This is a genomic window from Phyllobacterium ifriqiyense (assembly GCF_030817885.1).
Taxonomy (GTDB): domain Bacteria; phylum Pseudomonadota; class Alphaproteobacteria; order Rhizobiales; family Rhizobiaceae; genus Phyllobacterium; species Phyllobacterium ifriqiyense.
This window is the reverse complement of sequence record NZ_JAUSZT010000001.1, coordinates 307,074-329,560: the sequence shown is the minus strand read 5'-3', so window position 1 is coordinate 329,560 and position 22,487 is coordinate 307,074. Positions and strand designations below refer to the sequence as shown.

24 protein-coding genes are annotated in these 22,487 nt (G+C 54.7%); 19 read left to right on the top strand and 5 right to left on the bottom strand.

The features are described 5' to 3' along the window. The first annotated feature begins 1 nt into the window (after position 1). The 10 genes from hutG to QFZ34_RS01425 all read left to right on the top strand — a co-directional run bounded on the left by hutG (position 2) and on the right by QFZ34_RS01425 (position 9,783). Positions 2-823 (top strand): N-formylglutamate deformylase, encoded by an 822-nt coding sequence (gene hutG, locus QFZ34_RS01470; protein ID WP_115053735.1) that lies wholly within the window; start codon positions 2-4, stop codon positions 821-823. Next, complete coding sequence (gene hutU, locus QFZ34_RS01465) at positions 804-2,474, top strand: urocanate hydratase (protein WP_115053736.1); 1,671 nt, start codon at positions 804-806, stop codon at positions 2,472-2,474. Before hutG ends, hutU begins: the two co-directional genes overlap by 20 nt. Continuing rightward, positions 2,474-3,061, top strand: a complete 588-nt coding sequence (locus tag QFZ34_RS01460; RefSeq protein ID WP_307275876.1) for a HutD/Ves family protein — start codon at positions 2,474-2,476, stop codon at positions 3,059-3,061. Before hutU ends, QFZ34_RS01460 begins: the two co-directional genes overlap by 1 nt. Then, entirely contained in the window at positions 3,058-3,810 is a 753-nt protein-coding gene (hutC, locus tag QFZ34_RS01455; protein ID WP_115053738.1) for a histidine utilization transcriptional repressor HutC, read from the top strand. The genes QFZ34_RS01460 and hutC overlap by 4 nt, the downstream gene beginning before the upstream one ends. A 123-nt stretch (positions 3,811-3,933) precedes the next feature. After that, entirely contained in the window at positions 3,934-5,037 is a 1,104-nt protein-coding gene (locus QFZ34_RS01450; RefSeq protein WP_307275873.1) for an ABC transporter ATP-binding protein, read from the top strand. A gap of 77 nt (positions 5,038-5,114) precedes the next feature. Next, on the top strand, positions 5,115-6,251 hold the full coding sequence (locus tag QFZ34_RS01445; protein WP_115053739.1) for an ABC transporter substrate-binding protein: 1,137 nt from the start codon (positions 5,115-5,117) through the stop codon (positions 6,249-6,251). 61 nt (positions 6,252-6,312) lie between these two features. Beyond that, the gene (locus tag QFZ34_RS01440) at positions 6,313-7,134 is read left to right on the top strand and encodes an ABC transporter permease (RefSeq protein ID WP_307275869.1); all 822 of its coding nucleotides are present in this window, start codon (positions 6,313-6,315) and stop codon (positions 7,132-7,134) included. Beyond that, positions 7,131-7,943, top strand: a complete 813-nt coding sequence (locus QFZ34_RS01435; RefSeq protein ID WP_307275866.1) for an ABC transporter permease — start codon at positions 7,131-7,133, stop codon at positions 7,941-7,943. The genes QFZ34_RS01440 and QFZ34_RS01435 overlap by 4 nt, the downstream gene beginning before the upstream one ends. Positions 7,944-7,945: 2 nt before the next feature. Beyond that, positions 7,946-8,989, top strand: a complete 1,044-nt coding sequence (locus tag QFZ34_RS01430) for a LacI family DNA-binding transcriptional regulator (protein WP_307275864.1) — start codon at positions 7,946-7,948, stop codon at positions 8,987-8,989. A 20-nt stretch (positions 8,990-9,009) separates the two neighbouring features. Next, positions 9,010-9,783 (top strand): phosphodiesterase, encoded by a 774-nt coding sequence (locus QFZ34_RS01425; protein ID WP_307275861.1) that lies wholly within the window; start codon positions 9,010-9,012, stop codon positions 9,781-9,783. Here the strand turns inward: QFZ34_RS01425 and QFZ34_RS01420 are convergent. Then, positions 9,777-10,199: a helix-turn-helix domain-containing protein gene (locus QFZ34_RS01420; protein WP_307275858.1), complete on the bottom strand. Its 423-nt coding sequence runs from the start codon at positions 10,197-10,199 to the stop codon at positions 9,777-9,779. The two genes, QFZ34_RS01425 and QFZ34_RS01420, sit on opposite strands and share 7 nt — an antisense overlap. Before the next feature lie 361 nt (positions 10,200-10,560). On the opposite strand from QFZ34_RS01420, the gene QFZ34_RS01415 reads away from it, so the two are divergent. From QFZ34_RS01415 to QFZ34_RS01385, 7 genes are all read left to right on the top strand, one after another. Further along, positions 10,561-11,217, top strand: coding sequence for a L,D-transpeptidase (locus QFZ34_RS01415; RefSeq protein WP_162802544.1), 657 nt, complete (start codon positions 10,561-10,563; stop codon positions 11,215-11,217). Positions 11,218-11,294: 77 nt separating this feature from the next. After that, positions 11,295-11,597: a hypothetical protein gene (locus QFZ34_RS01410; RefSeq protein ID WP_307275854.1), complete on the top strand. Its 303-nt coding sequence runs from the start codon at positions 11,295-11,297 to the stop codon at positions 11,595-11,597. A gap of 10 nt (positions 11,598-11,607) precedes the next feature. Beyond that, complete coding sequence (locus QFZ34_RS01405; RefSeq protein WP_307275994.1) at positions 11,608-12,492, top strand: RHE_PE00001 family protein; 885 nt, start codon at positions 11,608-11,610, stop codon at positions 12,490-12,492. A gap of 277 nt (positions 12,493-12,769) precedes the next feature. Further along, positions 12,770-13,783 carry a tonB-system energizer ExbB gene (gene exbB, locus QFZ34_RS01400; protein ID WP_307275852.1) on the top strand — a complete coding sequence of 338 codons (1,014 nt, stop codon included), beginning with the start codon at positions 12,770-12,772 and terminating at the stop codon, positions 13,781-13,783. Positions 13,784-13,793: 10 nt separating this feature from the next. Then, the gene (gene exbD, locus QFZ34_RS01395; RefSeq protein WP_307275850.1) at positions 13,794-14,246 is read left to right on the top strand and encodes a TonB system transport protein ExbD; all 453 of its coding nucleotides are present in this window, start codon (positions 13,794-13,796) and stop codon (positions 14,244-14,246) included. Next, positions 14,246-15,088, top strand: a complete 843-nt coding sequence (locus QFZ34_RS01390; protein WP_115053749.1) for an energy transducer TonB family protein — start codon at positions 14,246-14,248, stop codon at positions 15,086-15,088. The genes exbD and QFZ34_RS01390 overlap by 1 nt, the downstream gene beginning before the upstream one ends. Before the next feature lie 60 nt (positions 15,089-15,148). Beyond that, the gene (locus QFZ34_RS01385) at positions 15,149-15,949 is read left to right on the top strand and encodes an ATP-binding cassette domain-containing protein (protein WP_370878667.1); all 801 of its coding nucleotides are present in this window, start codon (positions 15,149-15,151) and stop codon (positions 15,947-15,949) included. Between the two features lie 65 nt (positions 15,950-16,014). Here the strand turns inward: QFZ34_RS01385 and QFZ34_RS01380 are convergent, their stop codons facing one another. Together QFZ34_RS01380 and QFZ34_RS01375 are read right to left on the bottom strand one after the other, a co-directional pair. Next, positions 16,015-16,656, bottom strand: a complete 642-nt coding sequence (locus QFZ34_RS01380) for a LysE family translocator (RefSeq protein WP_307275842.1) — start codon at positions 16,654-16,656, stop codon at positions 16,015-16,017. A gap of 78 nt (positions 16,657-16,734) precedes the next feature. After that, positions 16,735-17,856: an LCP family protein gene (locus QFZ34_RS01375; RefSeq protein ID WP_307275840.1), complete on the bottom strand. Its 1,122-nt coding sequence runs from the start codon at positions 17,854-17,856 to the stop codon at positions 16,735-16,737. Between the two features lie 155 nt (positions 17,857-18,011). Here QFZ34_RS01375 and QFZ34_RS01370 point away from each other — a divergent pair, with 155 nt between their 5' ends. After that, the gene (locus QFZ34_RS01370) at positions 18,012-18,626 is read left to right on the top strand and encodes a flavodoxin family protein (protein WP_307275838.1); all 615 of its coding nucleotides are present in this window, start codon (positions 18,012-18,014) and stop codon (positions 18,624-18,626) included. 139 nt (positions 18,627-18,765) lie between these two features. Further along, the gene (locus tag QFZ34_RS01365; protein ID WP_307275835.1) at positions 18,766-19,776 is read left to right on the top strand and encodes a PAS domain S-box protein; all 1,011 of its coding nucleotides are present in this window, start codon (positions 18,766-18,768) and stop codon (positions 19,774-19,776) included. A gap of 17 nt (positions 19,777-19,793) precedes the next feature. Here the strand turns inward: QFZ34_RS01365 and QFZ34_RS01360 are convergent, their stop codons facing one another. Both QFZ34_RS01360 and QFZ34_RS01355 read right to left on the bottom strand, forming a co-directional pair. Continuing rightward, positions 19,794-21,614 carry an ABC transporter ATP-binding protein gene (locus QFZ34_RS01360; RefSeq protein ID WP_307275833.1) on the bottom strand — a complete coding sequence of 607 codons (1,821 nt, stop codon included), beginning with the start codon at positions 21,612-21,614 and terminating at the stop codon, positions 19,794-19,796. 21 nt (positions 21,615-21,635) lie between these two features. Next, on the bottom strand, positions 21,636-22,487 hold the full coding sequence (locus tag QFZ34_RS01355) for a sulfite exporter TauE/SafE family protein (RefSeq protein WP_115053755.1): 852 nt from the start codon (positions 22,485-22,487) through the stop codon (positions 21,636-21,638).

The window sequence follows — 22,487 nt, the reverse complement described above, 5'->3', positions numbered from 1 at the left end:
AATGAGCGCTGTTGAAGTAAAACAAGGTACATCTCCAATTATTCTCGGTTTTCCGCATACGGGTACGCAAGTTCCGGCCGATATCCATGCGCGTCTCAACGAGAATGGCCAGATGCTGGCGGATACGGATTGGCACATTGATCAACTCTATGATGGCCTGCTGCCAAACGTAACTACGGTGCGTGCAACATTCCATCGATATGTCATCGATGCCAATCGCGACCCCGATGGAAACAGTCTTTATCCCGGCCAGAATACAACGACACTGGTTCCGGAAACAGACTTTGACGGCAAGCCGATCTGGCGCGACAAACAGCAACCCACGCCCGCCGATATCAAGCTGAGGCTGGAGGCTTTTCATCGTCCCTATCACGATGCTTTGTCAGCGGAAATCAAACGGGTTCATGACATGCATGGACTGTGTATCCTCTACGATTGCCATTCCATACGCTCGCACATCCCCTTTCTGTTTCAGGGCAAATTGCCGGATTTCAACATTGGTACAAATGAGGGCAAAAGCTGTTCACCGGAAATTGCTTCGGCAGTGGGGCGTATTGCCTTTGCCGCTTCCGGATATGACGCGGTCATCAATGGACGTTTCAAGGGCGGCTGGACAACCCGGCACTATGGTCAGCCGGAGAAAAACATCCACGCCATACAGATGGAGCTGACGCAATCTTCCCATCTAACGACCGAGGCCCCTCCTTTCGACTATGATGAGGCCAAGGCGGAAAAGCTACGCAAGCATCTCAAAGACATTCTCGAAATTCTTGAACAGACTGCAATCAAACTGGGAAGCAGATATGAACAATCCAAGGCATAATATCCGCGAAATCCGCAGCCCTCGCGGCAATGAACTCAATGCAAAATCGTGGATGACCGAAGCGCCCTTGCGCATGTTGATGAACAATCTCGATCCCGATGTTGCAGAGAACCCGAATGAGCTGGTTGTCTATGGCGGCATAGGCCGCGCCGCCCGCACATGGGATGATTTTGACAAGATTGTCGCCACGCTGAAAACGCTGAACGAAGATGAGACATTGCTGGTGCAATCCGGCAAGCCTGTCGGCGTGTTCAAGACCCATTCAAATGCACCACGCGTTCTGATTGCAAACTCCAATCTCGTGCCGCATTGGGCGACCTGGGATCATTTCAACGAACTGGATAAGAAGGGTTTGGCCATGTATGGCCAGATGACTGCCGGTTCATGGATTTATATCGGTACACAAGGTATCGTTCAGGGCACCTATGAAACCTTCGTCGAAGCCGGTCGTCAGCATTATGGCGGTAGCCTCAAGGGCAAATGGATATTGACCGGCGGTCTGGGCGGCATGGGTGGCGCACAGCCGCTTGCTGCTGTCATGGCAGGCGCCTGCTGTCTCGCTGTCGAGTGCAATCCGGACTCAATCGATTTCCGTCTACGCACCCGCTATGTCGATGCGAAAGCTGAAACGCTGGATGAAGCGCTCGAAATGATTGACCGCTGGACCAAGGCGGGTGAAGCAAAATCGGTTGGCCTTCTTGGCAATGCCGCGGAAATATTGCCGGAGCTGGTTCGTCGTGGCGTCCGCCCGGACATTGTGACCGACCAGACCTCGGCGCATGATCCGATCAATGGCTATCTTCCCAAGGGCTGGACCATGGCCGAATGGCGGGCCAAGCGCGAGAGCGACCCGAAAGCTGTCGAGAAAGCCGCACGCGCCTCAATGCGTGAGCATGTCGAAGCGATGATTGCTTTCTGGGAACAGGGCATTCCAACGCTCGACTATGGCAATAATATTCGTCAGGTGGCCAAGGATGAAGGTTTGGAAAATGCTTTCGCATTCCCTGGCTTTGTGCCTGCCTATATTCGCCCCTTGTTCTGCCGTGGTGTCGGCCCGTTCCGTTGGGCTGCGCTTTCCGGTGATCCGGAAGATATTTACAAGACCGATGCCAAGGTCAAGGAACTGACGCCCGGCAATACGCATCTGCACAATTGGCTCGACATGGCGCGTGACCGCATTGCTTTCCAAGGTCTGCCAGCACGCATCTGCTGGGTGGGTTTGGGCGATCGCGACCGACTGGGTCTCGCGTTCAACGAAATGGTTCGCACCGGTGAATTGAAAGCGCCAATTGTTATCGGTCGTGATCATCTTGATTCCGGTTCCGTTGCTTCTCCCAATCGGGAAACGGAAGCGATGAAAGATGGCTCGGATGCCGTATCGGACTGGCCTCTGTTGAACGCGCTTCTGAACACTGCATCGGGTGCAACATGGGTGTCGCTGCATCATGGCGGCGGTGTGGGCATGGGCTTCTCGCAACATTCCGGCATGGTGATCTGCTGTGATGGTACGGACGACGCTGCGGAGCGCATCAAGCGGGTTCTGTGGAATGATCCGGCGACCGGTGTTATGCGTCACGCGGATGCGGGCTATGAGATAGCGCTGGATTGCGCCAAAGAAAAAGGTCTCAACCTGCCGGGCATATTGGGCTGATGCATATATTGCGCGCCAGTGATCACAAACAGATGCCCTGGAAAAACGGCGGCGGTGTCACGACGGAGATTGCCGTAGCCCCCGCCGGGGCAGGTGTTGGCGAGTTTCATTGGCGCGTCAGCATGGCGACAGTTGCCTCCGATGGACCATTCTCCTCCTTCGAGAATATTGATCGCATCCTTACGGTTTTGGACGGAGAAGGTATGAATCTCGATGTGGCGGGAATGGAGCCCATTCGCCTGACAACTGCCTCCGAGCCCTTTGCCTTTCCCGGCGATGCCGAAACATCTGCAACACTGGTCTCCGGCACCATCACTGATCTCAATGTCATGACCCGCCGAGGTCAATGGCATGCGACGGTGGAGCGATTGACAGTCAAAGAACCCTGCATTGTAAGAACTGGTTCCGGCAGCAGCATCATTTTTTGCGTCGAGGGAACGCTCGAACTGGCGGATCGATCGGTCCTCACGAAACATGATGCGTTGTTTGTCGGCGAAGCAGATGGTATGGCCACGATTGCTGTTGGGGGCTCTGCGGTTATCTTGATTATTCGCCTTGCGCCCAGTTCGTTGACGAGGCCAATTTGAACAAAGCCACCCTCCCCTCACCTGTTGACCCTGACCAATCCAAAGGCCAGCTGTCTGCACGTATCCGCAGCGATATTGAGCGGCGCATACTTTCAGGGGAATGGGCGCCGGGATATCGCATTCCGATAGAGCGTGAACTGATGGATACTTACGGTTGCGCACGCATGACTGTAAACAAGGCGCTTGTGGCGCTTGCCGCTTCAGGACTGATCGAGCGTCGTCGTCGTGCGGGCAGTTTTGTTTCACAGCCACTTGTCCAATCTGCCGTCATCGAGATTTCAGATGTGAAGGCTGAGGTTGAGGCTATCGGTCAAGTCTATCGGCTGGAGGTTGTCTCGCGTCGTCAAAGGACCAGCACGGCAGCGGATATGAAGCGTCTTGATGTGCAGACCCCTCGCCCCGTTCTGGCAGTGCTGTGCCGGCATTTGGCCGGCCGCCGCGTGCATGCCTTTGAAGATCGTCTTATTGATCTGGTAAGCGTACCCAATGCCAGCGACATTGCTTTTGAAAATGTCCCGCCCGGCACCTGGCTGCGCGAGCATGTGCCGTGGTCTGAAGCGGAGAACCGCATAAACGCATTGAATGCCGATGCGGTCTTGTCCGCCCATTTGGGAATCAAGGAAGGCGCTGCCTGCTTGCAGGTCGAACGTTCGACCTGGCGCGGGACGCAGCCGATCACTGCCGTGCGCATGTATTATCCCGGCGACAGCTATCGCCTCGTCGCGCATTTCAGCCCGAAGGGTAATTAATCGGTCTTAAGCGTGCCGGTTCTCGCACCTTTTTAGCGGGACAAAAAATTTCGCTTGTCATCCCGCTGTTATAAACAGACAGTACAAAGAAAAAATTGCGCAGCTGTGCAATAGGGGATGAAAATGAACGGGCAGGCTTTCCTTAAAGTGGCTGGAATGAGTGTTGGCTATGGGCCGACGACTGTTCTGGACAATCTTGATCTGGACATTGCCAAGGGGGAGTTTGTTGCTCTCCTTGGCTCTTCAGGCTGTGGCAAAACAACTTTGCTGCGCACGATTGCCGGTTTCGCAAAGCCGTTTTCCGGGCGGATCGAAGTTGCCGGTCGGAATGTAACGGAACTGCCGCCCGACAAGCGCGGCATGGCACTCGTGTTCCAGTCCTATGCGCTGTGGCCTCACATGACTGTTGCGCAGAATATTGGCTACGGCCTGAAGCTCCAAAAGCACTCGCGCGAAACCATCAATAGCCGCGTTGCCGAGATGCAGGAACTGCTCGGGCTCTCTGGCCTCGGTAACCGCAAGCCCGGCCAGCTTTCGGGTGGACAGCGTCAGCGCGTCGCCCTTGGCAGAGCTTTGGCAATTGACCCGGAAATTCTCCTGCTTGACGAGCCTCTCTCCAATCTCGATGCGCGCATTCGCCTGACTGTTCGCCATGAAATTCGCGTCTTGCAAAAGCGCCTTGGCATCACGGCTGTTCATGTCACCCATGACCGGGAAGAAGCGATGGTCATGGCCGACCGCATCGTCATTATGAATGCGGGGCGGATCGAACAACAGGGACCACCAGAGGAAGTTTATAACAAACCGGCCTCGCCTTTCGTTGCCGCCTTCATGGGTGCCGAGAATCTTCTGCCGATGCAGGTGCGCGTGCAAGGCGATCTGATTGAGCTAGCTGAAGGCGAGTATAACCAGACCTCGATTACATCACGCTCCGGCCGCCCATTGTCCACCGGTCCTGTGGAATTGCGTTTTCGCGCGGAAGCTGCGCGACTTGCGCGTGTTCAAGACGTTGCGATGCAGGGCACCGGTCATCTCGAATTGCGGGGGCAGATCGCAAGTGTAAGTTATCCCGGTGGCCATTGGCGTCATGCTGTGCGCCTTGGAGACCGCGAAATACTCGTCGATGCCGACGCGCCGTACAATCAGGGTGAAACGGTGAAAGTGCAAATACCGGCGGACTCGCTCTTTATCTTCAATACCTCAACAAATACGGCGAAAATAACATAGAAGCGAAGCGAAACTACGCTTAGCTTCTGCTGCGCCTTATACCACTAAAATTAACAATCTTGCTCAGGGAGTTACATATGAAAACGCTTCTACAGGCTTCTCTCATTCTGGGACTTGTCACAGGCCCAGCTGCCGCTGCTGATCTGACTGTTTTGACCGCAGGCGATCAGAACATGGTCGACTATATAAATGACTATCTTGGCCCCCTCTTTGAAAAGGAAAACCCTGGAACGACAGTCAGGGTCGTGGGCACGGGTCCGGGCGATGCCGGGTCGCAGAAAATCGTGGAACGTTTCGACGCGCAATCCAAAGCCAACGTCGAAAAGTGGGACGCAGATGTTGCAGTTGTCCACGAAAAATTCGCTGGTCCAATGGTAAAGAACGGCTATCTGGAATCCTATCGCTCGAAGATCGCATCGGGCGAGATGGTGACAAGTGAAAAAGCCAAGATGGCGCTTGGCTCGAATGTCGATGGCTATGTCATGCCCATGTTCTCCAGCCAGACGGCAATCGCCTATAATCCTGCGCTCATACCGACACCGCCAAAGAGCTATGAAGAGCTGGTGAGCTGGGCAAAGGAAAATCCCAAACAGTTCGGCTATAATGGAATCAAGGGTGGCGCTTCCGGCGTCAGCTTCGTCATGGGCTGGATCTATGCGTTTGGCGATGGCGATGCGGCCAAATTGATGAATGGTCCGTTCGATGAAGCCGAAACCAAGAAATGGGACAAGGCATTTGCCGGCCTGAAGGATTTCACGACGAACGCGACCCTTACGCCGGGCAATGCCGGCACTTTGGACATGCTGAGCCGGGGTGAAATAGCCATGGGCCCGGTATGGGTGGATATGTTCTATTCCTGGCAGGCTGATGGCAAACTGCCGCCGGAAATGAAGCTCTTCCTGCCTGCACCCGGCATGCCGGGCCAGCCAATGCATTATGTCATTCCGGCAAAAAGCCCGAACACTGAACTGGCCGAAAAGTTCGTTGCGCTGGCAACCAGCCCGAAAGTTCAGGCTGAAGGCATTGTCAAGCGCTTCAACTGGTATCCGGGCATTGATGCCAAGTTTGTACAGCCGGAGCTGGACAAGGCCAGCTGGGACAAGCTCTTTGTCGATATCTCACCGGAGGATCTTGCAACCAAAGCCAAGCCTTTCCCGATCGCTCCCTATAATTCGGCGATTTTGGAAGCCTATGAGAAGAACGTAGCAAACTAATTTTTGAAGCAGGGGCTTTCGCTTGCGAAGGCCCCTCCCCTTTCCTGTGCAGGTAATATCCATGCGGAAAAACCTCCTCGCCATACTTCTCGTCCTGCCAGCGCTGGTGATGATAGTGCTGTTCTTCATCGTGCCGCTGATTGCATCCATTCTCGGTGCATTCGAAGTGGGCGATGCCTGGGGACTGGGTAATTTCCGCAAATCTTTCGAGCTTTACTCCAGCGATATGATTTTCACGGTGGTCATCGTCACCGTTTCAACGGCTTTAATCGGCCTGTTTTCAATAGCAATCGGCGGATATCTGACGCTTGGGGAAAACCCGCGCGCTGTCGCGATTTTGCGCTGGCTTTATCGCTGGCCCATGTTCATTCCATTCATTGTAGTTGGGCAAATATTGCGGACCTTTCTCGCCAAGAACGGCCTGATGAACAATATCCTAGTCAGCCTCGGCATCCTGACCCCGTTACAAACGATTGGTTTCCTCGATTGGCGCGGGATTGTCATTGCCTTTGTTTGGAAACAGACACCTTTCGTTACGTTACTTGTGGCTGGCGCCATGGCTTCATTGGATCGAAGCACCATCGAGGCAGCGCGCAATCTTGGTGCGTCGCGCCTTCGCATATTGATTGAAATCGTTCTTCCCCAGATTGCCGGAACGCTTCTGGTGGGTCTGATCCTTTCCTTCGTCACCATGATGTCGGTCCTATCGGTGCCCTTGATGATCAATGCGCAATCACCAACCATGCTAACCGCCGATATTGCTTTCCGGATCAATGCCCATGGTGACTATGGCGTGGCTAACGCGCTGGGCATGATATCGCTGATCCTGACTACAGGCGTCGCTCTGATATATCTGAGGCAGACGATGAAGGAGCGTTCATGATGATGCGCTTTGATTTCTGGTGGCTGCCGCGTGCTGTTATTTTGGGCCTTCTGGCTTTCATCATTTTTGGCCCTCTGACCAATCTACTGCTTTGGACCGTTGCCGAGAAATGGTACTTCCCTCACATGCTGCCGCTGGAGTACGGTTTCAGCTTTTGGGAGCGCGTATTCTCGCCGCGCGGCAATGCTATGGGTTCTCTGGCGACAAGCATAGTCGTGGCTTCCCTCACAGTTGTCGCGTCGCTGGCCTTGGCCATTCCGGCTGGCTATGCCCTGTCGCGCCTGAAACTGCCCTTCCGCGGTCTTATCCTGCTTGCTTTCCTTATTCCTCAGGCATTCCCCAACCTTCCGGTCTATGTAAATATTGCGCGGTTTTTCTATCAGATCGGGCTGAACGGCACTATTGCCGGTGTGGTGATGGTCCATGTCACACATGGGCTCGTCTACGCGGTCTGGATTGCGACGGCTGCATTCTCAGCGGTTCAGATTGACCTTGAAGAAGCGGCACGATCCATCGGCGCTGGACCATTCCGGGCCTTTCGCGACATCACCCTCCCCCTCGCCGCGCCGGGGCTTTTAGCAAGCGCAATCTTTGTATTTCTTGAATCCCTGGATGAGTTTACCGGCAGCTATTTTGTTGGCGCGCCTGATGTTAATACCCTCCCGCTTTTGCTTTATACTGCGAGCTCGGGTGGAAATTATCAGATTGCATCCATAACAGCCTTGCTGTTGCTCATACCATCGATAGGTTTCATGCTGGTGGTAGAGCGATTCTTGCGCGCCGACGTGCTTTCGAAAGTTGGACATTGAAAATGACATCCAAGAAGAAAACCTTCGACAAGGAAAGCAACCAATATGTCAGTGCCCTGCAAGTGGCCAAACGCGCTGGTGTTTCACGTTCTGCCGTATCGCGCGCGTTCACACCGGGAGCCAGTGTTTCCGCCAAGAAGCGCGAAAAGATTCTGGAAGCTGCGGAGGCTCTTGGCTATCAGGTCAATGATTTGGCGCGCGGCCTTTTGGCCCGTAAAAGCCGTCTTGTGGGCCTTGTCGTAACCAATCCTGAATTGGGTTACCGTTCCCATCTCGTTGCTGCACTGACCAAAGCCTTGATCCATCGCGGCAGCGTTCCTATCGTCATCAATACCGGCCGCACGGAGGAAGAACTGACGGCGGCGCAAAAGACCCTGTTCGGGTATCGCGCCGAGGCGACCATCATACTATCAGGATCCCCGCCCTCTTCTTTCGTTGAACTGGCCAGCCGCAATGGCCAGCCGCTTATCGTACTCGGGCGATCGGAAACGGGTGCCGACGATGTTAATATCGATAATGAAGGTGCCGGACGCGCAGCGGCTCGTTTCTTTCTGGATAACGGCCTTAAGAACTTGGCTTTCGCGGCCACGGTGGTGCGTACGCCCACGACAATCGAAAGAGAGTTCGGGTTTCGGGACGAGGCGGAAAAAAACGGCGCTACTGTTTTGTCCGGAGAAGGCACCAATTCAGACTATCAAGGCGGGCAGGCCGCAGCACGAAAGCTTTTTGGTGGAAGTACGCGGCCTGACGCCGTGTTCTGCGTGAATGACCTCGTGGCATTCGGATTGATTGATTACATCCGCCACAACACGACGCTTTCCATTCCGGAAGACGTCTCGGTTATCGGCTTTGACGACATTCCTGAAGCCTCCTGGGATGCATATAACCTTACGACATTCCGGCAGGATGCCGCCATCATGGCGCAGCATGCTGTTTCACTGCTGGAGAAACGTGAAGCAGACCCTGCTCGCCCGCCTGCGCATGAGCGGCTGGCCACAAGTCTTATCCTGCGGGGCAGCACGCGCCTGCCCGCCAACCGCTCGTAAAACCCGGGACAGCAACAGCGATGAAGATCATTCAAGTGACCGACCTGCACCTCGTCCAGCCGGGTAAACTCCTTTGCGGGTTGGACCCGCTTGATCGGCTTCAAAGATGTATTGAAAATATCAACGAACATCACGCCGATGCAGATATGGTAATTTTCACCGGAGACCTAAGCGATACGGGCGATGAAGAAACCTATCAGCTGCTTGCAACAGAGCTGAACAAACTCGTCATTCCTTATCACCTGATGTTGGGCAATCACGATAATCGCGACGTATTCTTGAGAGTTTTCCCGTCTATCGTCCCGGAAGATGGCTTTGTTCATAGGGTGGTCGATACTGATGAGGGCCGGTTTATTCTGCTTGATACTCTGGAGATGGGAAGGGTGGAAGGCCGGCTGGATGGCACACGCCTCGCTTGGCTGAAACAACAGTTGCAGGATGCGAGCGGCAGGTCGGTCTATGTGTTCACCCATCATCCGCCGTTCCCCATTCATATGCCTCATCTGGACCCGATAGGCCTTATTGAAGCTGGCGAACTTTTTGAGCTTTTGAAAGAGCACGGGAATGTTCGGCATGTTTTCGCCGGACACGCGCATCGACCTGTTGCCGGAAGTTGGCGCGGCATACCAGTGAGTGTATTGCGTGGCACCAACCATCAATCGGCGCTTGGCTTCGCGCCTGACAAGCTTGCCGTGACGCATGAGCCACCGGTGTATGGCGTGATCTTTATTGATCGCGAGACAGTTATTGTCCACTCACACGATTTTCTCGATACGTCAGCGGCCTATTATTGATTTGTTTCCGCAGGGCCGTTCGGCTGTGCTTTACCTTGCCGTATCTCGTGCGAAGGCGTTTGAGCATGAAACCTGCTGTACAATTTCGAAAAGCGCGTGGGGTTGGAAAACTGCAGCTGTGCCGCAACCTGTCTAACGGACAGAGCTTCACCATTCAGGATCATTTCGCGGGCGAGGGCGATGCGCTTTTGTAATAAGACCTGCGTTGGGGTCGCGGCATAGGTTTTGCGAAAAAGCCGCTGCAATGCCCTCACATTAATACCGGCTGCTTCTGCTATGTTTGATGCTGCGACTGGGTTGGAAATATTTGCCTGCATGAAGGATTCAGCGAGGGTGAGGGGATCTGCGAGAGCCACTTGCTGGTCGGGGGCGTCAGTGTCGAAGCTTTCGGCGTGTGAGGATTCTTTTAAAGCCATGAATGAAACTCGTATAATACTGATAAAAACAATTATGGGTTGTGGTGCAAAAAAATTGAAATCGAGAATAGCATTACGTAATTATCGCAACTGCCGTAGGATTGAAATTAAACCTTTGGCTAAGGGAAACCTTGCGCGTGTTGACAGCTGACAACGAGGTTAAACTGCAAACAGAGTTGACAGCTGTCAACCGATAGCACCTGTCATCCATTCACTTTTTATAAACCACATTTCCTTACTATTTAAGAAATTGCACTTTTTGTAAGCGAGTACGGTAGTGTCCCAGCGTCCCAAGGCAGTTTCTTCCCACTTGTCTATTCCAGCCATTTCACGGCGGCACCTGCTGCTTGGAGTTGGTTCAATGGCGGCGCTCAGTGCTTCGGGTTGCACCCAAACATCGTTTGGTCTCCCGGAGCTGGATGTCGACCCTATCTCCACCAGTGGAGTGCGCCCGCAGATCAGCATCGACAAATCGGTTACCGTTCCCGATGTCATGTATGCCGCGGTGCAGGAGGGGCCTTATCACCTTCCTGCTGTGCCCTATCAAAAAGTGCCGGCGCAATTTCGCAGGCAAGTTGTTCTCGACCCTACCGGCGAGCAACCGGGTACTATTGTCGTGCATCTGCAGCAGCGTTTTCTCTATCTCGTCCAGCCCGGCGGTGATGCAATCCGTTATGGCGTGGGTATTGGCAAGGCCGGTTTCCTTTGGAATGGCCGCGCCAATATCCAGTATAAGAAAGAATGGCCGCGCTGGACGCCGCCTCGCGAGATGATCCAGCGCAAGCCGGAGCTGGTGAAATACCAGAACGGACAAGAGCCGGGACCAGACAATCCTCTGGGAGCACGCGCTCTATATATTTTCAAAGATGGAGTGGATACTGGCTACCGTATTCACGGCTCACCGGAATGGTGGTCGATTGGGCAATCCATGTCGTCGGGTTGCGTCCGCCTTATCAATCAGGATATAATAGATCTGTATAACCGCGTACCTGGCAAGGCGACCGTCGTCGTCGTTTAAAGCATTAAAGGGCTCGGAGCGAAGAGAAGTTAAAACCCTACTATCTTCTGTTTGTCCAATCATTTACCATAAATACAATGGTTTATGATTCTGCCGACTTATCCATCAATGACCTGTTTCGCCCGGTTGTCGCCGCCGAGGATGCTCTGGCTCGTCTTGACGAGCGGATTGCGCGCAAGAGCGACCTGAATGAGTCTTCTCGTCGTTACGGAGATGGATTGACGCGCGAGAACGAAGGCTGGATCGCGCGCTCGCATTTCATGGAAGCCTGCAATGCATTGTGGCTCGCTGGTGAACTTGTGCATGTGGAGGATCTCGTTCTCCATGATGCCCGAATGGATATAATGGGCGCCGACTCACGAACTGACGCGGGCACATAACATCTTGCGCGTGCGGCGGCAGATTGCTTCAAACCCACCGGCATGGGCTTTGAGCGCCAAGGGTCTTGCAAGCCTGAGAGGACGTTGGTTCACCGATCCCGTAACGCCGGAGGTAATTGCTGAGCCGGTCAGCAATCCGGAATTCCTGAACGAAAGCAAGACAGATGCCGAGAGCGCATTTGAGGACGAACTTGCACGTTTCGATGCGTTGCTGGACCGGACGAGCCATAGATTGCTGACGCCAGCCAATGCCCCCGCGTCTGTGAGAGGTGAGGGGAGGCTGGAGAGGAAATCTGTTTCGTCAGAGGTAAGTTCGGATGGTGATCCTTTGGTCTACGATCCCGATTGGGACGAAGATGAACGTATTGGTCGATGGTTGGTTGTGCACGACATGACCCGCGATTTGCCGCCGCTTTTGGCAGCGGCGCTGTTATGGGATGCATGGGAAGATATTGAGCCACTTCAGCATCAGCACTGGCTTGGGCCTATGCTGGTTTCTGCGATGTTGCGGGAACGGGGGAAAACACGATCGCATTTGGCCGCGTTTAATTCAGGTCTCCGCAACGTGCCGCGGGACCGCCGCCGGGCACGAGACCGGGCAACCCGCCTTGCAGCATTTCTCGGAGCGGTTGAGGCGGCCAGCATCGCAAACCTCAAGGAAATAGAGCGATTGGGGCTCGCCAGAATACAGATGGAACGCAAACTAAAGGACCGGCGGTCAACATCCAGCCTGCCCGGAATGATCGATCTCGCGCTATCCCGCCCCATGATTTCCGCAGGTCTGGTGGCCAAGGAATTGAAGGTTTCGCAGCGCGGCGCCCTCAATCTAATCGGGGAACTCGGCCTGCGGGAAATGACGGGCCGGGGGCGCTACCGGGCTTGGGGTATTATCTGATTACTACTCAGCACAACCAAATTACACGCTGAGTTTGCAAATTTTCAGCAAAATTTGATGATTCTTCGGCAATTTCTCCCGAATTTTCCCATATCTGTGCAGGCTTGGCTGTTTTTTCAAATGAGAAGGCAATCCTTTGTCGAGAGGATTGATTTTCGCCAAATAATACTTGATTATTAAAGTCATAAATATTAAGCCGCCATGCGACTGCCCTCTGCGCATGAGATACGTCCGGCAATCCGGACGAGCCGCAGGACAAAATAAGGATACCGATAAGATGCGAGCAATGGCCACGATGCCTCTATCATCAGGTTCAATATTGTATGGTCTGAGAACAAGTGCTCTCGGTCTGGCAATCGTCTTCGGTGGTCTCGTTCCGTCCATTTCGACAGCGCAGGAAAATCCGGCACCGGCAGTGCAGACTGCACAGCAGGTGCAACCTGTTGCACCTCAGCCCTCCACGCCAGCTGCCGAGCCAGCGCCATCAATGCAGGTAACTCCACCGGCTAGCACTGCCGCACCAGCCGTAGAGCCAACCGCTCCGGCAGCCGATGCCAAGGCAACTTTGCCGCATAATCTTTCGCCATGGGGCATGTTCATGGCTGCTGACTGGGTGGTCAAGGGCGTCATGATCGGTCTGGCTTTCGCCTCGCTGGTGACATGGACAGTGTGGCTGGCCAAAACGCTTGAACTGGCCGGTGCCAGAATGCGTGCCTATCGCGCCCTCAATGCCATTGGCAGTGCGCGCACACTTCAAGATGCCGAGCGGGCGCTTGAGGGGAGGGGAGGGCCGGGCGCTCTGCTGGTCAATGCCGCACGCGAGGAAGTGCGTCTTTCTCAAGAAGCGCAGGCGCACACAAGTGCGGATGGTTTGAAGGAACGCGTTGCATCGCGTCTTTCGCGCATCGAAGCCCAGGCCGGCCGCCGCATGAGCCGCGGCACTGGCGTGCTCGCGACCATCGGTTCCACCGCACCCTTTGTCGGCCTGTTCGGTACGGTCTGGGGTATCATGAATTCCTTCATCGGCATTTCGCAATCCCAGACGACCAACCTTGCCATTGTTGCACCGGGCATCGCCGAGGCGCTGCTGGCAACGGCCATTGGGCTGGTTGCGGCTATTCCCGCCGTTGTCATCTATAATGTCTTCGCCCGCTCAATCACCGGCTACCGCCAGCTCCTTGCGGATGCTTCGGCAGGGGTCGAGCGTCTGGTCAGCCGCGACGTTGACTATGCCTGCGTGCCTTCCGCTGCCACAGCGGCAAGGCAGCTGCGTCACGCAGCTGCCGAGTAGGAGCACAAAAATGGCTGGCGGTATCAGGCACAATGTTTCCGACGACGAATTGCAGGAAAACCACGAAATCAACGTGACACCCTTTATCGATGTCATGCTGGTCCTGCTCATCATCTTCATGGTTGCCGCACCACTGGCAACGGTCGATATCAATGTCGATCTTCCCGCCTCGACGGCAACACCCGTACCGCGGCCGGATCAGCCGCTTTATCTTACGCTCAAAGAAGACAAGACAATCTCAGTCGGCAATAATTCGGTGACAGCTGACACGCTTGGTAGCTTCGTTGATCAACAAACCGAGGGCGACAAGGAAACCCGCGTTTTTCTGCAAGCAGACAAGTCGGTTGACTATGGTTCGCTCATGGACCTGATGAACAATCTGCGTTCCAACGGCTACCTCAAGATCGCGCTGGTCGGTCTCGAAAGCGCACCGCTCGCTGCACCAGGCGGAAACGCGCAGTAATGACAAACAGGCCGAGCACCCTCATGGGCGGATTGTTGCACCCCAACTGGTCTGAAGTCGGACGCTGGACGATAGCCGGTATTGTTGTGGTTGCCGTCCATGCTGGTGCCGCCTTGGCGATTCACACCTATCAGCCGGAAGATGAAGGCGGTGATATCGCCGCGCCAATCATGATCGACATGGAGCCGATGCCGGCACCGGTTGTTGCTCAGCCGGTAAAGGAAGAGCCCGCAATCGAACCGGAACCGGTAGAGCCGGAGGTCGCCGAACAGGAAGCGGCAACGCCGGAAGTTGAGCCGGAACCGCAGGTAGAACCTGTCGAAGAAGTGGCTGAGGCGGAGCCGGTACCTGAAGAGGTCGAGCCACTCGAAGAGCAGACCGAAGAACTGGTTGAACTGCCAGAGGTTGAAGTGCCGCTGCCGGTCGTACGTCCCGCGCAGGAAAAGCCAAAAAAGCCTGTTGAAAAGAAGATTGTCCGCAAGGTTGAAAAGCCTGTCACTGCCAAGGTGATAAATGATAAGCCGGTTGAAGAAAAACGCCAGGTAGCGTCGTCAAGTGCGTCGTCGGCTCGCCAGGCGCAGAAGTGGAGCACACGGGTTCAATCTTATCTCGTGCGCCGTACAAAACGCGCAAAAGCAGATGGAACAGGGGTTGTCACTGTCAGGTTCGTTGTTTCGCGTTCCGGCGATATTGTTGCATCAAGCGTTGTTGGCAGTTCCGGATCTGGTCAATTGGACCAGAGCGTGCTCAATGCTGTTCGCAACGCGTCGCCGGTTCCTTCCGCTCCTGAAGAAGTAACGGTTTCGCAGCAGAGTTTTACAGTGCCTTTCCGTATCCAGTAACGCTGCCGAACAATAGCTTTAAGGAAGTGGTCAATGACCGAAATCGCCGGACAGAACCAGATGCACTCAGCCTCGCAGGCCGTGGATGAGGCTTTGCTGGAACTTGGCGATGTGAGCTTTGCCATCGAATCGCGAACATTGCTGCAGCCGCTTTCGCTGAAATTGCAGTCGCGCCGCGTGACCGGTCTTATCGGTCATAATGGATCTGGAAAATCCACACTGGTAAAGATCCTCGCCCGGCAGCAGTCGCCAAGCTCGGGCACCGTATTGTTTGAAGGCAAGGCTATTGAAGAATGGGGCGCTCGTCCCTTTGCCCGCAAGGTCGCCTATCTTCCGCAATATACGCCGCAAGCCGATGGCATGCTGGTTAAGGAACTGGTGGCGCTGGGTCGATATCCCTGGCATGGCGCACTTGGCCGCTTTAGCAAGCAGGATCGTGAAAAGGTCGAAGAAGCGATTGAACTGACCGATATTGGCGGCTTTGCTGATCGTCTGGTCGATACGCTTTCGGGCGGCGAACGCCAGCGCGTCTGGTTGGCTATGCTGGTGGCACAGGATGCAGAATGGCTGCTGCTCGACGAGCCGATCTCCGCATTGGACGTGGCACATCAGGTTGAAATCCTGTCGCTGGTGCATCGTCTGTCGCGCCAGAAAGGGCTTGGCGTCGTGGTCGTCCTGCATGATGTGAACATGGCCGCCCGCTATTGCGATGAAATCATTGCGCTGCACTCCGGCAAGCTGATCGCTCGCGGTACGCCTGATGAAATCATGACATCGGAAAGCCTTGGTGCAATTTATGGCATTGAGATGGATGTCATCCGCCATCCATCGTCAGGTCTGCCAATCAGCTTTGTAAGATAAAGGGCCGTCAAGACGGCCCTTTCGTTCTGCAAATGAAATTGCAATGATACTGATTGCGATGCCAATCAGATCTTGCGATTGAAGGCCTCGACAATCAGCTTGATGCCCAGGAAGCCCATGACCGTGCCCGCGGAGTAATCCAGCCATTTTTTCAGGCGGCTGTAGAGGGCGCGCATGCGGAAACCGGAAAATGCCAGGGCGACGATTGTATACCACCCCGCTTCCACCAGAAACAACGAAACCGGGATTGCAAAAAGCAGCCATTTGGCAGGATCAGCGGGCAGTACGGCAGCAAAGATACTGGCGTAGAAGATCGATGTTTTCGGATTGCTGAGCTGGGTAATCAAGCCGGTGAAAAATGCCCGATACACGGTCATTTCCTTGGAACCACGCACCGATTTACCCGTATCAAGCGGCGCTGAGGCGCCCCGGCAAATACGGTAGGCCATATAAATCAGATAGCCGCCGCCGATTATCTTGAAGGCAAGGTAGAGCCATTCGAACTGCATCAGCAGCGCTGTCAGTCCCAATACGGCCAAGGAAGCGAAAATAAATCCGCCAACACCCATGCCCAGCGCCGAAGCCAGACCATGGGCGCGAGAGCTGGAAAGGGCAATGCGCGACACGAGCACAAAGCTCGGACCGGGGCTCATGGCACCGATCGCCATTGCCGCGATGATACTGACGAGAATTGCAAGTGCGTCCATAATTTCCTCCAAGCTTGTTGGCGCAAACCATCATAGCGTTGTGAAGCGGTGGCTTGTCAATTCAGAATTGCAAGCAAGTTAGGAGCAGGGCTCGGGCGGTATGGCGGCTGGAGATGGAGCGGGAGCAGCGTTCTTCTGTTCCGGCATCTGTTCTGCGGGCGGTGTTATTGCCGGTTCGGATTTTCGAAGGTCGTTCCGGTTGAACGGTTCCTCCTGCGCAATTGCGCGGAACAGCCTCTTTGCCGGACCCTCCAGCAATTCGACGCGGCCGGGATAATTGGCGGAATCATGCCATGGTGCCGTTAGAAACCGGATATTATCAGACGATATCACGCGCACGGCGAGGGCAAGTTTTATCATCAGGCCGGGCGTAAACTCCGGATCGGTCGTGACGGATCCACTGGCCACGCCCACGAAATGGAGCAGCTTGACAGGATTGAGCAACATGCCGCCACCCATGATCTTTTGCCCTAAGGCAGACAGGAAGCGTTGCTGCCGCTGGATGCGCCCAATATCGGTTCCATTGCTCAGGCCATGGCGCACCCGGACATAGCCGAGAGCCTGTTCCCCGCGCAGAAGTTGCAAACCGGATGGCAGGTCGAGGGGAACATAGGTATCGTGGATCGGTTCGGGCAGACAGACCTCGACGCCGCCGGCCGCATCCACCAGCGTTTTGAACCCCGTGAAATCGACAATGACGAAATGATCAATATGGATGCCGGTGAGCGTTTCAATGGTCTTCCAGATGCACCCGATGCCCCCGGTACTGAATGATGAATTGATAATGCCGCGCTGCGCCCTTTGTCCCGGCAGGCCATTGCGCGCGACGCATCCGGGCAGCCGAACCCGCAAATCCCGCGGAAAGCTGATGATGGTCAGTTCACTGCGGTCGGCAGGCAGGTGCACCAGCATGATTGTATCCGTGCGCTCGCCAAAACGAGCCGCATCATTTCCTTCCCGGCGATCCGACCCTACCAGAAGGATATTTATCGCCGATGGTGACGCTTTGGCAGGACGGTTTTCGCCCAGTTCATCGGACGTGACCTTGATGTGCCTGACATTGGAGATCATCGTGAGATAGGTGATGCCAATGCCAAGAACCAACAATATTATAAAGGCAGCAGCAGTCAGGATCGACCAAAAGATCCAACGGGGCATCCGCTTGGACGGATTCTTTTCAGAAAGTGATTCATCGGTCAAATTTATTGCCCATATTAGATGGTGTTAAGATACATCGGGGCGTTGCAGTTGCAATCCCCATCCGGCCCTCGCCACCGTGATAAATTGAGCTAATTCGGAACCTTGGACTGTATGGACGGTTTCCTTTCGGACAACCACCAAAAGGTTCTGAAATCATGACGCTTAAAGCACTTGCCATTAATTGCACGCTGAAGGTCGATGGACAGTCGTCAACACAAAGGATGATTGATCTGATTGCCGAATCTCTTGAGCCCTTTGACGTTGAAACCTCATCGCTTCGTCTTGCCGAATTCAACGTCAAACCCGGCGTGAAATCCGATGAGGGTGAGGGGGACGACTGGCCCTCCATAAGAAAGAGACTGCTTGAATCCGACATACTCATTCTTGGCACGCCGATCTGGATGGGCCAGCCTTCAAGTGTTTGCAAGCGCGCGCTCGAACGCATGGATGCCTTTCTGGAAGAAACGGATGATCAAGGCCGCATGCTCACCTATGGCAAGGTTGCAGCCGTGGCTGTTGTTGGCAATGAAGACGGGGCGCATCATGTCTCTGCCGAACTTTATCAGGCCTTGAACGATGTGGGTTTTTCGCTTGCACCAAATGCCGTGAGTTACTGGGTAGGGGAGGCCATGGGCAGCGTCAATTTTGTGGATTTGACAAAGGTACCTGATGTCGTCACCAATACATTGGCGATGCTGGCACGAAACACCGCACATCTTGCCAAAGTTCTCAAAACCAATGCATATCCAGGTGAAAAAACCGAGGCATAACCGGCTTGTTGCTTTTCGCATCGGCAGATGGGGTTTCGTGTGGCTTACCAGAAACCTTGTCTTGCTAATGCGAAGCCAGTTGATACTGTACCGAAGCTGACCATTGCATGTTCTGGCTGATCTTGTGGAGAATGGATAAGTGAATGCGGACGAAGAACACCATCTGGTAGCCGCCAGATTAGCTGCCATCGTTGATAGTTCATTTGATGCAATCATCAGCAAGGATCTAAACAGTATCATTACGAGCTGGAACCCGGCGGCCGAGCACTTTTTCGGCTACAAGGCGGAAGAGGTCATCGGCAAGAGCATTCGCATTCTCATCCCCGAGAGTCATCAGAGCGAAGAAGACGAGATAATCTCCCGTGTCCGGGCTGGTGAGGTGGTTGAAAGCTTCGAAACTCTTCGTGTCAGAAAAGACGGCTCGTTCATTCCCGTCTCGCTCACTGTTTCACCCATCAAGGACGAGAATGGCAGGATTGTCGGCGCTTCAAAAATCGCGCGTGACATCACTGTTTCGCGTGACAATGAGCGGCGCATTCGGCTTTTGCTTCGCGAAGTCAATCATCGCGTGAAGAACCAGTATGCGGTCATGATGTCCATCATTCGTGAAACCGCAAAGCGAACGCAGAGCGTTGAGGAGTTTCAACGCCAGATAAATGAACGCATAGCATCGCTCGCCAGCTCGCATGACGTTCTGGTTTCAACAGATTGGAAAGGCGGCGATCTGAGAACGCTGATCAATGATCAGCTGAAACCGTTTAAACATGATGGGCTCATAACCGTTGACGGGCCTCAATTGATCCTCGCAGCGCCCGCAGTCTTGCATATAGGAATGGCCATGCACGAGCTGGCGACGAACTCAGCAAAATACGGCGTCCTCGCATCCTCGCAGGGCATGATCACTATTTCCTGGGCGATTGAGGGCAGCGTCGACGAAGAGCTTTTAAAACTCCGTTGGGACGAAACCAACAATGCGCCCACTGTTAAAGTCGAACAGAAATCCGGCTTTGGATATGTTGTATTGCAGCGTGCCACGCCGCTGGCGCTGCGTGGCACTGCTCAAATTACGGTGAATGACGAACGCCGCATGTGGGAGCTGGTCGCCCCGCTGAAGGAATGCGTTTCGGATATGGTAGACAACGAACTTTAGACCCTACGGGGCGGCGATCAACCCCACTCGGCTCCCCACTCCTGAACCATATGGTCAGGCCCCACTTGCTTGAATTGGCGGATCGGAACCTGATAATCGACAGCGCGGATTGGGCTCTTCAATTCATCATTGACCAACCGCTTTTTGCCGGCGCGCCGGCTTGGATCAGCCATGGGCACTGCAGAGAGCAACCTGCGTGTATAGGGATGCTGCGGATTGCCGAACACGCTTGCACGCGTTCCGATCTCGACAATTTCACCAAGATACATCACTGCCACGCGGTGACTTATGCGTTCAACCACGGCCATATCATGTGAAATGAACAGGAAGGCGAGTTTCAACCTTTCCTGCAGGTCCAGCATCAGATTGATCACCTGTGCCTTGATGGAAACATCGAGCGCGGAAACCGCCTCATCGGCAATGATGAGCTGCGGTCCCAAAGACAGGGCGCGGGCGATGCATATGCGCTGGCGCTGGCCGCCGGAGAACTCATGCGGGTAGCGGTCATAGACATCGCCGCTCATGCCGACGCTCTTCAAAAGCTCGCTCACGCGTTCGCGCGCACGTTTGGGCGTTTCGGTGCCATGGGCAATCATTGGTTCGGCTATGCTCTCGCCGATGCGCATACGCGGATTAAGGCTGGCATAGGGGTCCTGAAAGATCATCTGCATGCGCTTGCGCATGTCGCGGAACGAGGATTTTTCGATATTCAGAATGTCATCCCCGGCAAGCCGGATCGAGCCGCTTGTCGGCGCGGTCAGCCGTACAATCGAGCGGCCCGTTGTTGACTTGCCGCAGCCGGACTCGCCAACCAGAGCAAGGGTTTCGCCGGGATATATATTGAACGAGACATTCTCGACCGCATGCACGCGGCCAGCCAGCCCACGCAACACGCCTTTGCGGATGTCAAAATATTTGGTCAGGTTTTTTACTTCTAGAATTGGCTTTGTAGCCTCAACCGTATCAATGCCCTCTGGCGGCTCAGCTGCAATACCTGTCTGCTGATCGACCAGGGGAAAGCGAAGCGGCCGTGTCTTGCCGATCATGGAGCCAAGCTTCGGCACGGCAGACAAAAGCGAGCGCGTATAGGCATGCTGGGGATTGGCAAAAATATCGGCGGTATCGCCGCTTTCGACAACATCGCCGCGTAACATCACGATAGTGCGGTCGGCAATTTCGGCAACCACACCCATATCATGCGTTATGAAGAGGACGGCCATTCCATCCTCATCCTGCAAGTCCCGGATGAGTTCGAGAATTTGAGCCTGAATGGTCACATCCAGCGCGGTGGTAGGCTCATCCGCAATCAGGAGCTTCGGTTTGCAGGCAAGAGCCATGGCGATCATGACCCGCTGACGCATCCCGCCGGACAGCCGGTGCGGATAGTCGTTGGCGCGCGATTTTGCAGAAGGGATGCGCACGCGGTCCAAAAGCCGGATGACTTCAGCCTCGGCTTGGGTCAGGCTCATATTGCGGTGGCGCATCAAGGCTTCGGCGATCTGAAATCCAATGGTCAGGCTTGGATTGAGGCTGGTCATCGGCTCCTGAAAGATCATGGCAATTTCGTTGCCGCGCACATTGCGCATCTCCCGCTCCGGCAGATCCAGAAGCGATCGCCCTGCCAGTGTAATATTGCCCTCGACCTTGCTGTTGCCACCCGGCAGCAGCCGCATGATCGACAGTGCGGTCATGCTTTTGCCCGAACCGGATTCGCCGACGATAGCCACCGTCGTCTTCGGCGCGATGTCAAATGAGATGTCGCGAATGACCGGCGTCCACGCCCCATCATTGTAAAAGGAGGTACGCAGCTTGGTGACGGAAAGAATGGGAGGGGTCATTTTGTATCTCTCGTCTGAAGCTTAGAAAAGAACACTGGCAAGGAAGCGAAGGCAGATCAGCAGAAGGAAAATGCCAAAGGCCATTTCCAGCTTTGACTTGGACCAGGAATGCGCAAGCCTCACTCCGATCGGGGCAGTCAGAACCGTGGTCGGGATGAAAAGGGCAAGCCCCAGCAGCGAAACATAGCCGATGGCAATGGGGAATTGCAGGGCAACGACATCGGGAAACTCCGACGCGCGCGGCCAGCCTGCATACATATAGCCAAGCGTTCCGGGAATTGAGATCAATATGCCGAGGCCTGATGATGTCGCCACCGCCTGATGGATAGGGCGGCCATAGAACGTCATGAACAAATTTGACAATTGTCCGCCGCCAATACCCATGAGTGATGAGAGAACGCCAATCAAAAGCCCGTAAAAGCGCATGAGCCAGCCAGCCGGAAGGTCATCGGCAAGACGCCATTTATCATTGCCGAACAGAAGGCGGATCGCCGAAGCGCCTGCAACCACCACAAAAACGATCTTGAAAAGATCGGCGGGAGCATAGCGTGCGATAAAACTGCCAAGAACCACGCCGAGCACGACAGGTACAGCCCATTTGCCAAGGATTGTCATATCCACGGCGCCCTTGGCCTTATGGGCATAAAAGGAGCGCAGCGAGGTCGGGATGATGATGGCCAGAGACGTGCCGATGCATAGCGGCATGCGGACTTCTTCCGGTACTTCCATGAAACGGAACAATTCATAGAGAACCGGAACGGCAACCGCCCCGCCACCGACACCGAACAGACCGGCAAGCAGGCCGGTCACTGCGCCGGCAACCAGCAGTCCGACCACCAGCAAAGACAACTCAAAAACAGGAATACCGAACAT

Bases quoted from the DNA above. Each gene is read 5' to 3' on its own strand.
- hutG (WP_115053735.1), top strand. From the start codon at position 2: ATGAGCGCTGTTGAAGTAAAACAAGGTACATCTCCAATTATTCTCGGT.
- hutU (WP_115053736.1), top strand. From the start codon at position 804: ATGAACAATCCAAGGCATAATATCCGCGAAATCCGCAGCCCTCGCGGC.
- QFZ34_RS01460 (WP_307275876.1), top strand. From the start codon at position 2,474: ATGCATATATTGCGCGCCAGTGATCACAAACAGATGCCCTGGAAAAAC.
- QFZ34_RS01450 (WP_307275873.1), top strand. From the start codon at position 3,934: ATGAACGGGCAGGCTTTCCTTAAAGTGGCTGGAATGAGTGTTGGCTAT.
- QFZ34_RS01445 (WP_115053739.1), top strand. From the start codon at position 5,115: ATGAAAACGCTTCTACAGGCTTCTCTCATTCTGGGACTTGTCACAGGC.
- QFZ34_RS01440 (WP_307275869.1), top strand. From the start codon at position 6,313: ATGCGGAAAAACCTCCTCGCCATACTTCTCGTCCTGCCAGCGCTGGTG.
- QFZ34_RS01435 (WP_307275866.1), top strand. From the start codon at position 7,131: ATGATGATGCGCTTTGATTTCTGGTGGCTGCCGCGTGCTGTTATTTTG.
- QFZ34_RS01430 (WP_307275864.1), top strand. From the start codon at position 7,946: ATGACATCCAAGAAGAAAACCTTCGACAAGGAAAGCAACCAATATGTC.
- QFZ34_RS01425 (WP_307275861.1), top strand. From the start codon at position 9,010: ATGAAGATCATTCAAGTGACCGACCTGCACCTCGTCCAGCCGGGTAAA.
- QFZ34_RS01420 (WP_307275858.1), bottom strand. From the start codon at position 10,199: ATGGCTTTAAAAGAATCCTCACACGCCGAAAGCTTCGACACTGACGCC.
- QFZ34_RS01415 (WP_162802544.1), top strand. From the start codon at position 10,561: ATGGCGGCGCTCAGTGCTTCGGGTTGCACCCAAACATCGTTTGGTCTC.
- QFZ34_RS01410 (WP_307275854.1), top strand. From the start codon at position 11,295: ATGGTTTATGATTCTGCCGACTTATCCATCAATGACCTGTTTCGCCCG.
- exbB (WP_307275852.1), top strand. From the start codon at position 12,770: ATGCGAGCAATGGCCACGATGCCTCTATCATCAGGTTCAATATTGTAT.
- exbD (WP_307275850.1), top strand. From the start codon at position 13,794: ATGGCTGGCGGTATCAGGCACAATGTTTCCGACGACGAATTGCAGGAA.
- QFZ34_RS01390 (WP_115053749.1), top strand. From the start codon at position 14,246: ATGACAAACAGGCCGAGCACCCTCATGGGCGGATTGTTGCACCCCAAC.
- QFZ34_RS01385 (WP_370878667.1), top strand. From the start codon at position 15,149: ATGCACTCAGCCTCGCAGGCCGTGGATGAGGCTTTGCTGGAACTTGGC.
- QFZ34_RS01380 (WP_307275842.1), bottom strand. From the start codon at position 16,656: ATGGACGCACTTGCAATTCTCGTCAGTATCATCGCGGCAATGGCGATC.
- QFZ34_RS01370 (WP_307275838.1), top strand. From the start codon at position 18,012: ATGACGCTTAAAGCACTTGCCATTAATTGCACGCTGAAGGTCGATGGA.
- QFZ34_RS01360 (WP_307275833.1), bottom strand. From the start codon at position 21,614: ATGACCCCTCCCATTCTTTCCGTCACCAAGCTGCGTACCTCCTTTTAC.
- QFZ34_RS01355 (WP_115053755.1), bottom strand. From the start codon at position 22,487: ATGTTCGGTATTCCTGTTTTTGAGTTGTCTTTGCTGGTGGTCGGACTG.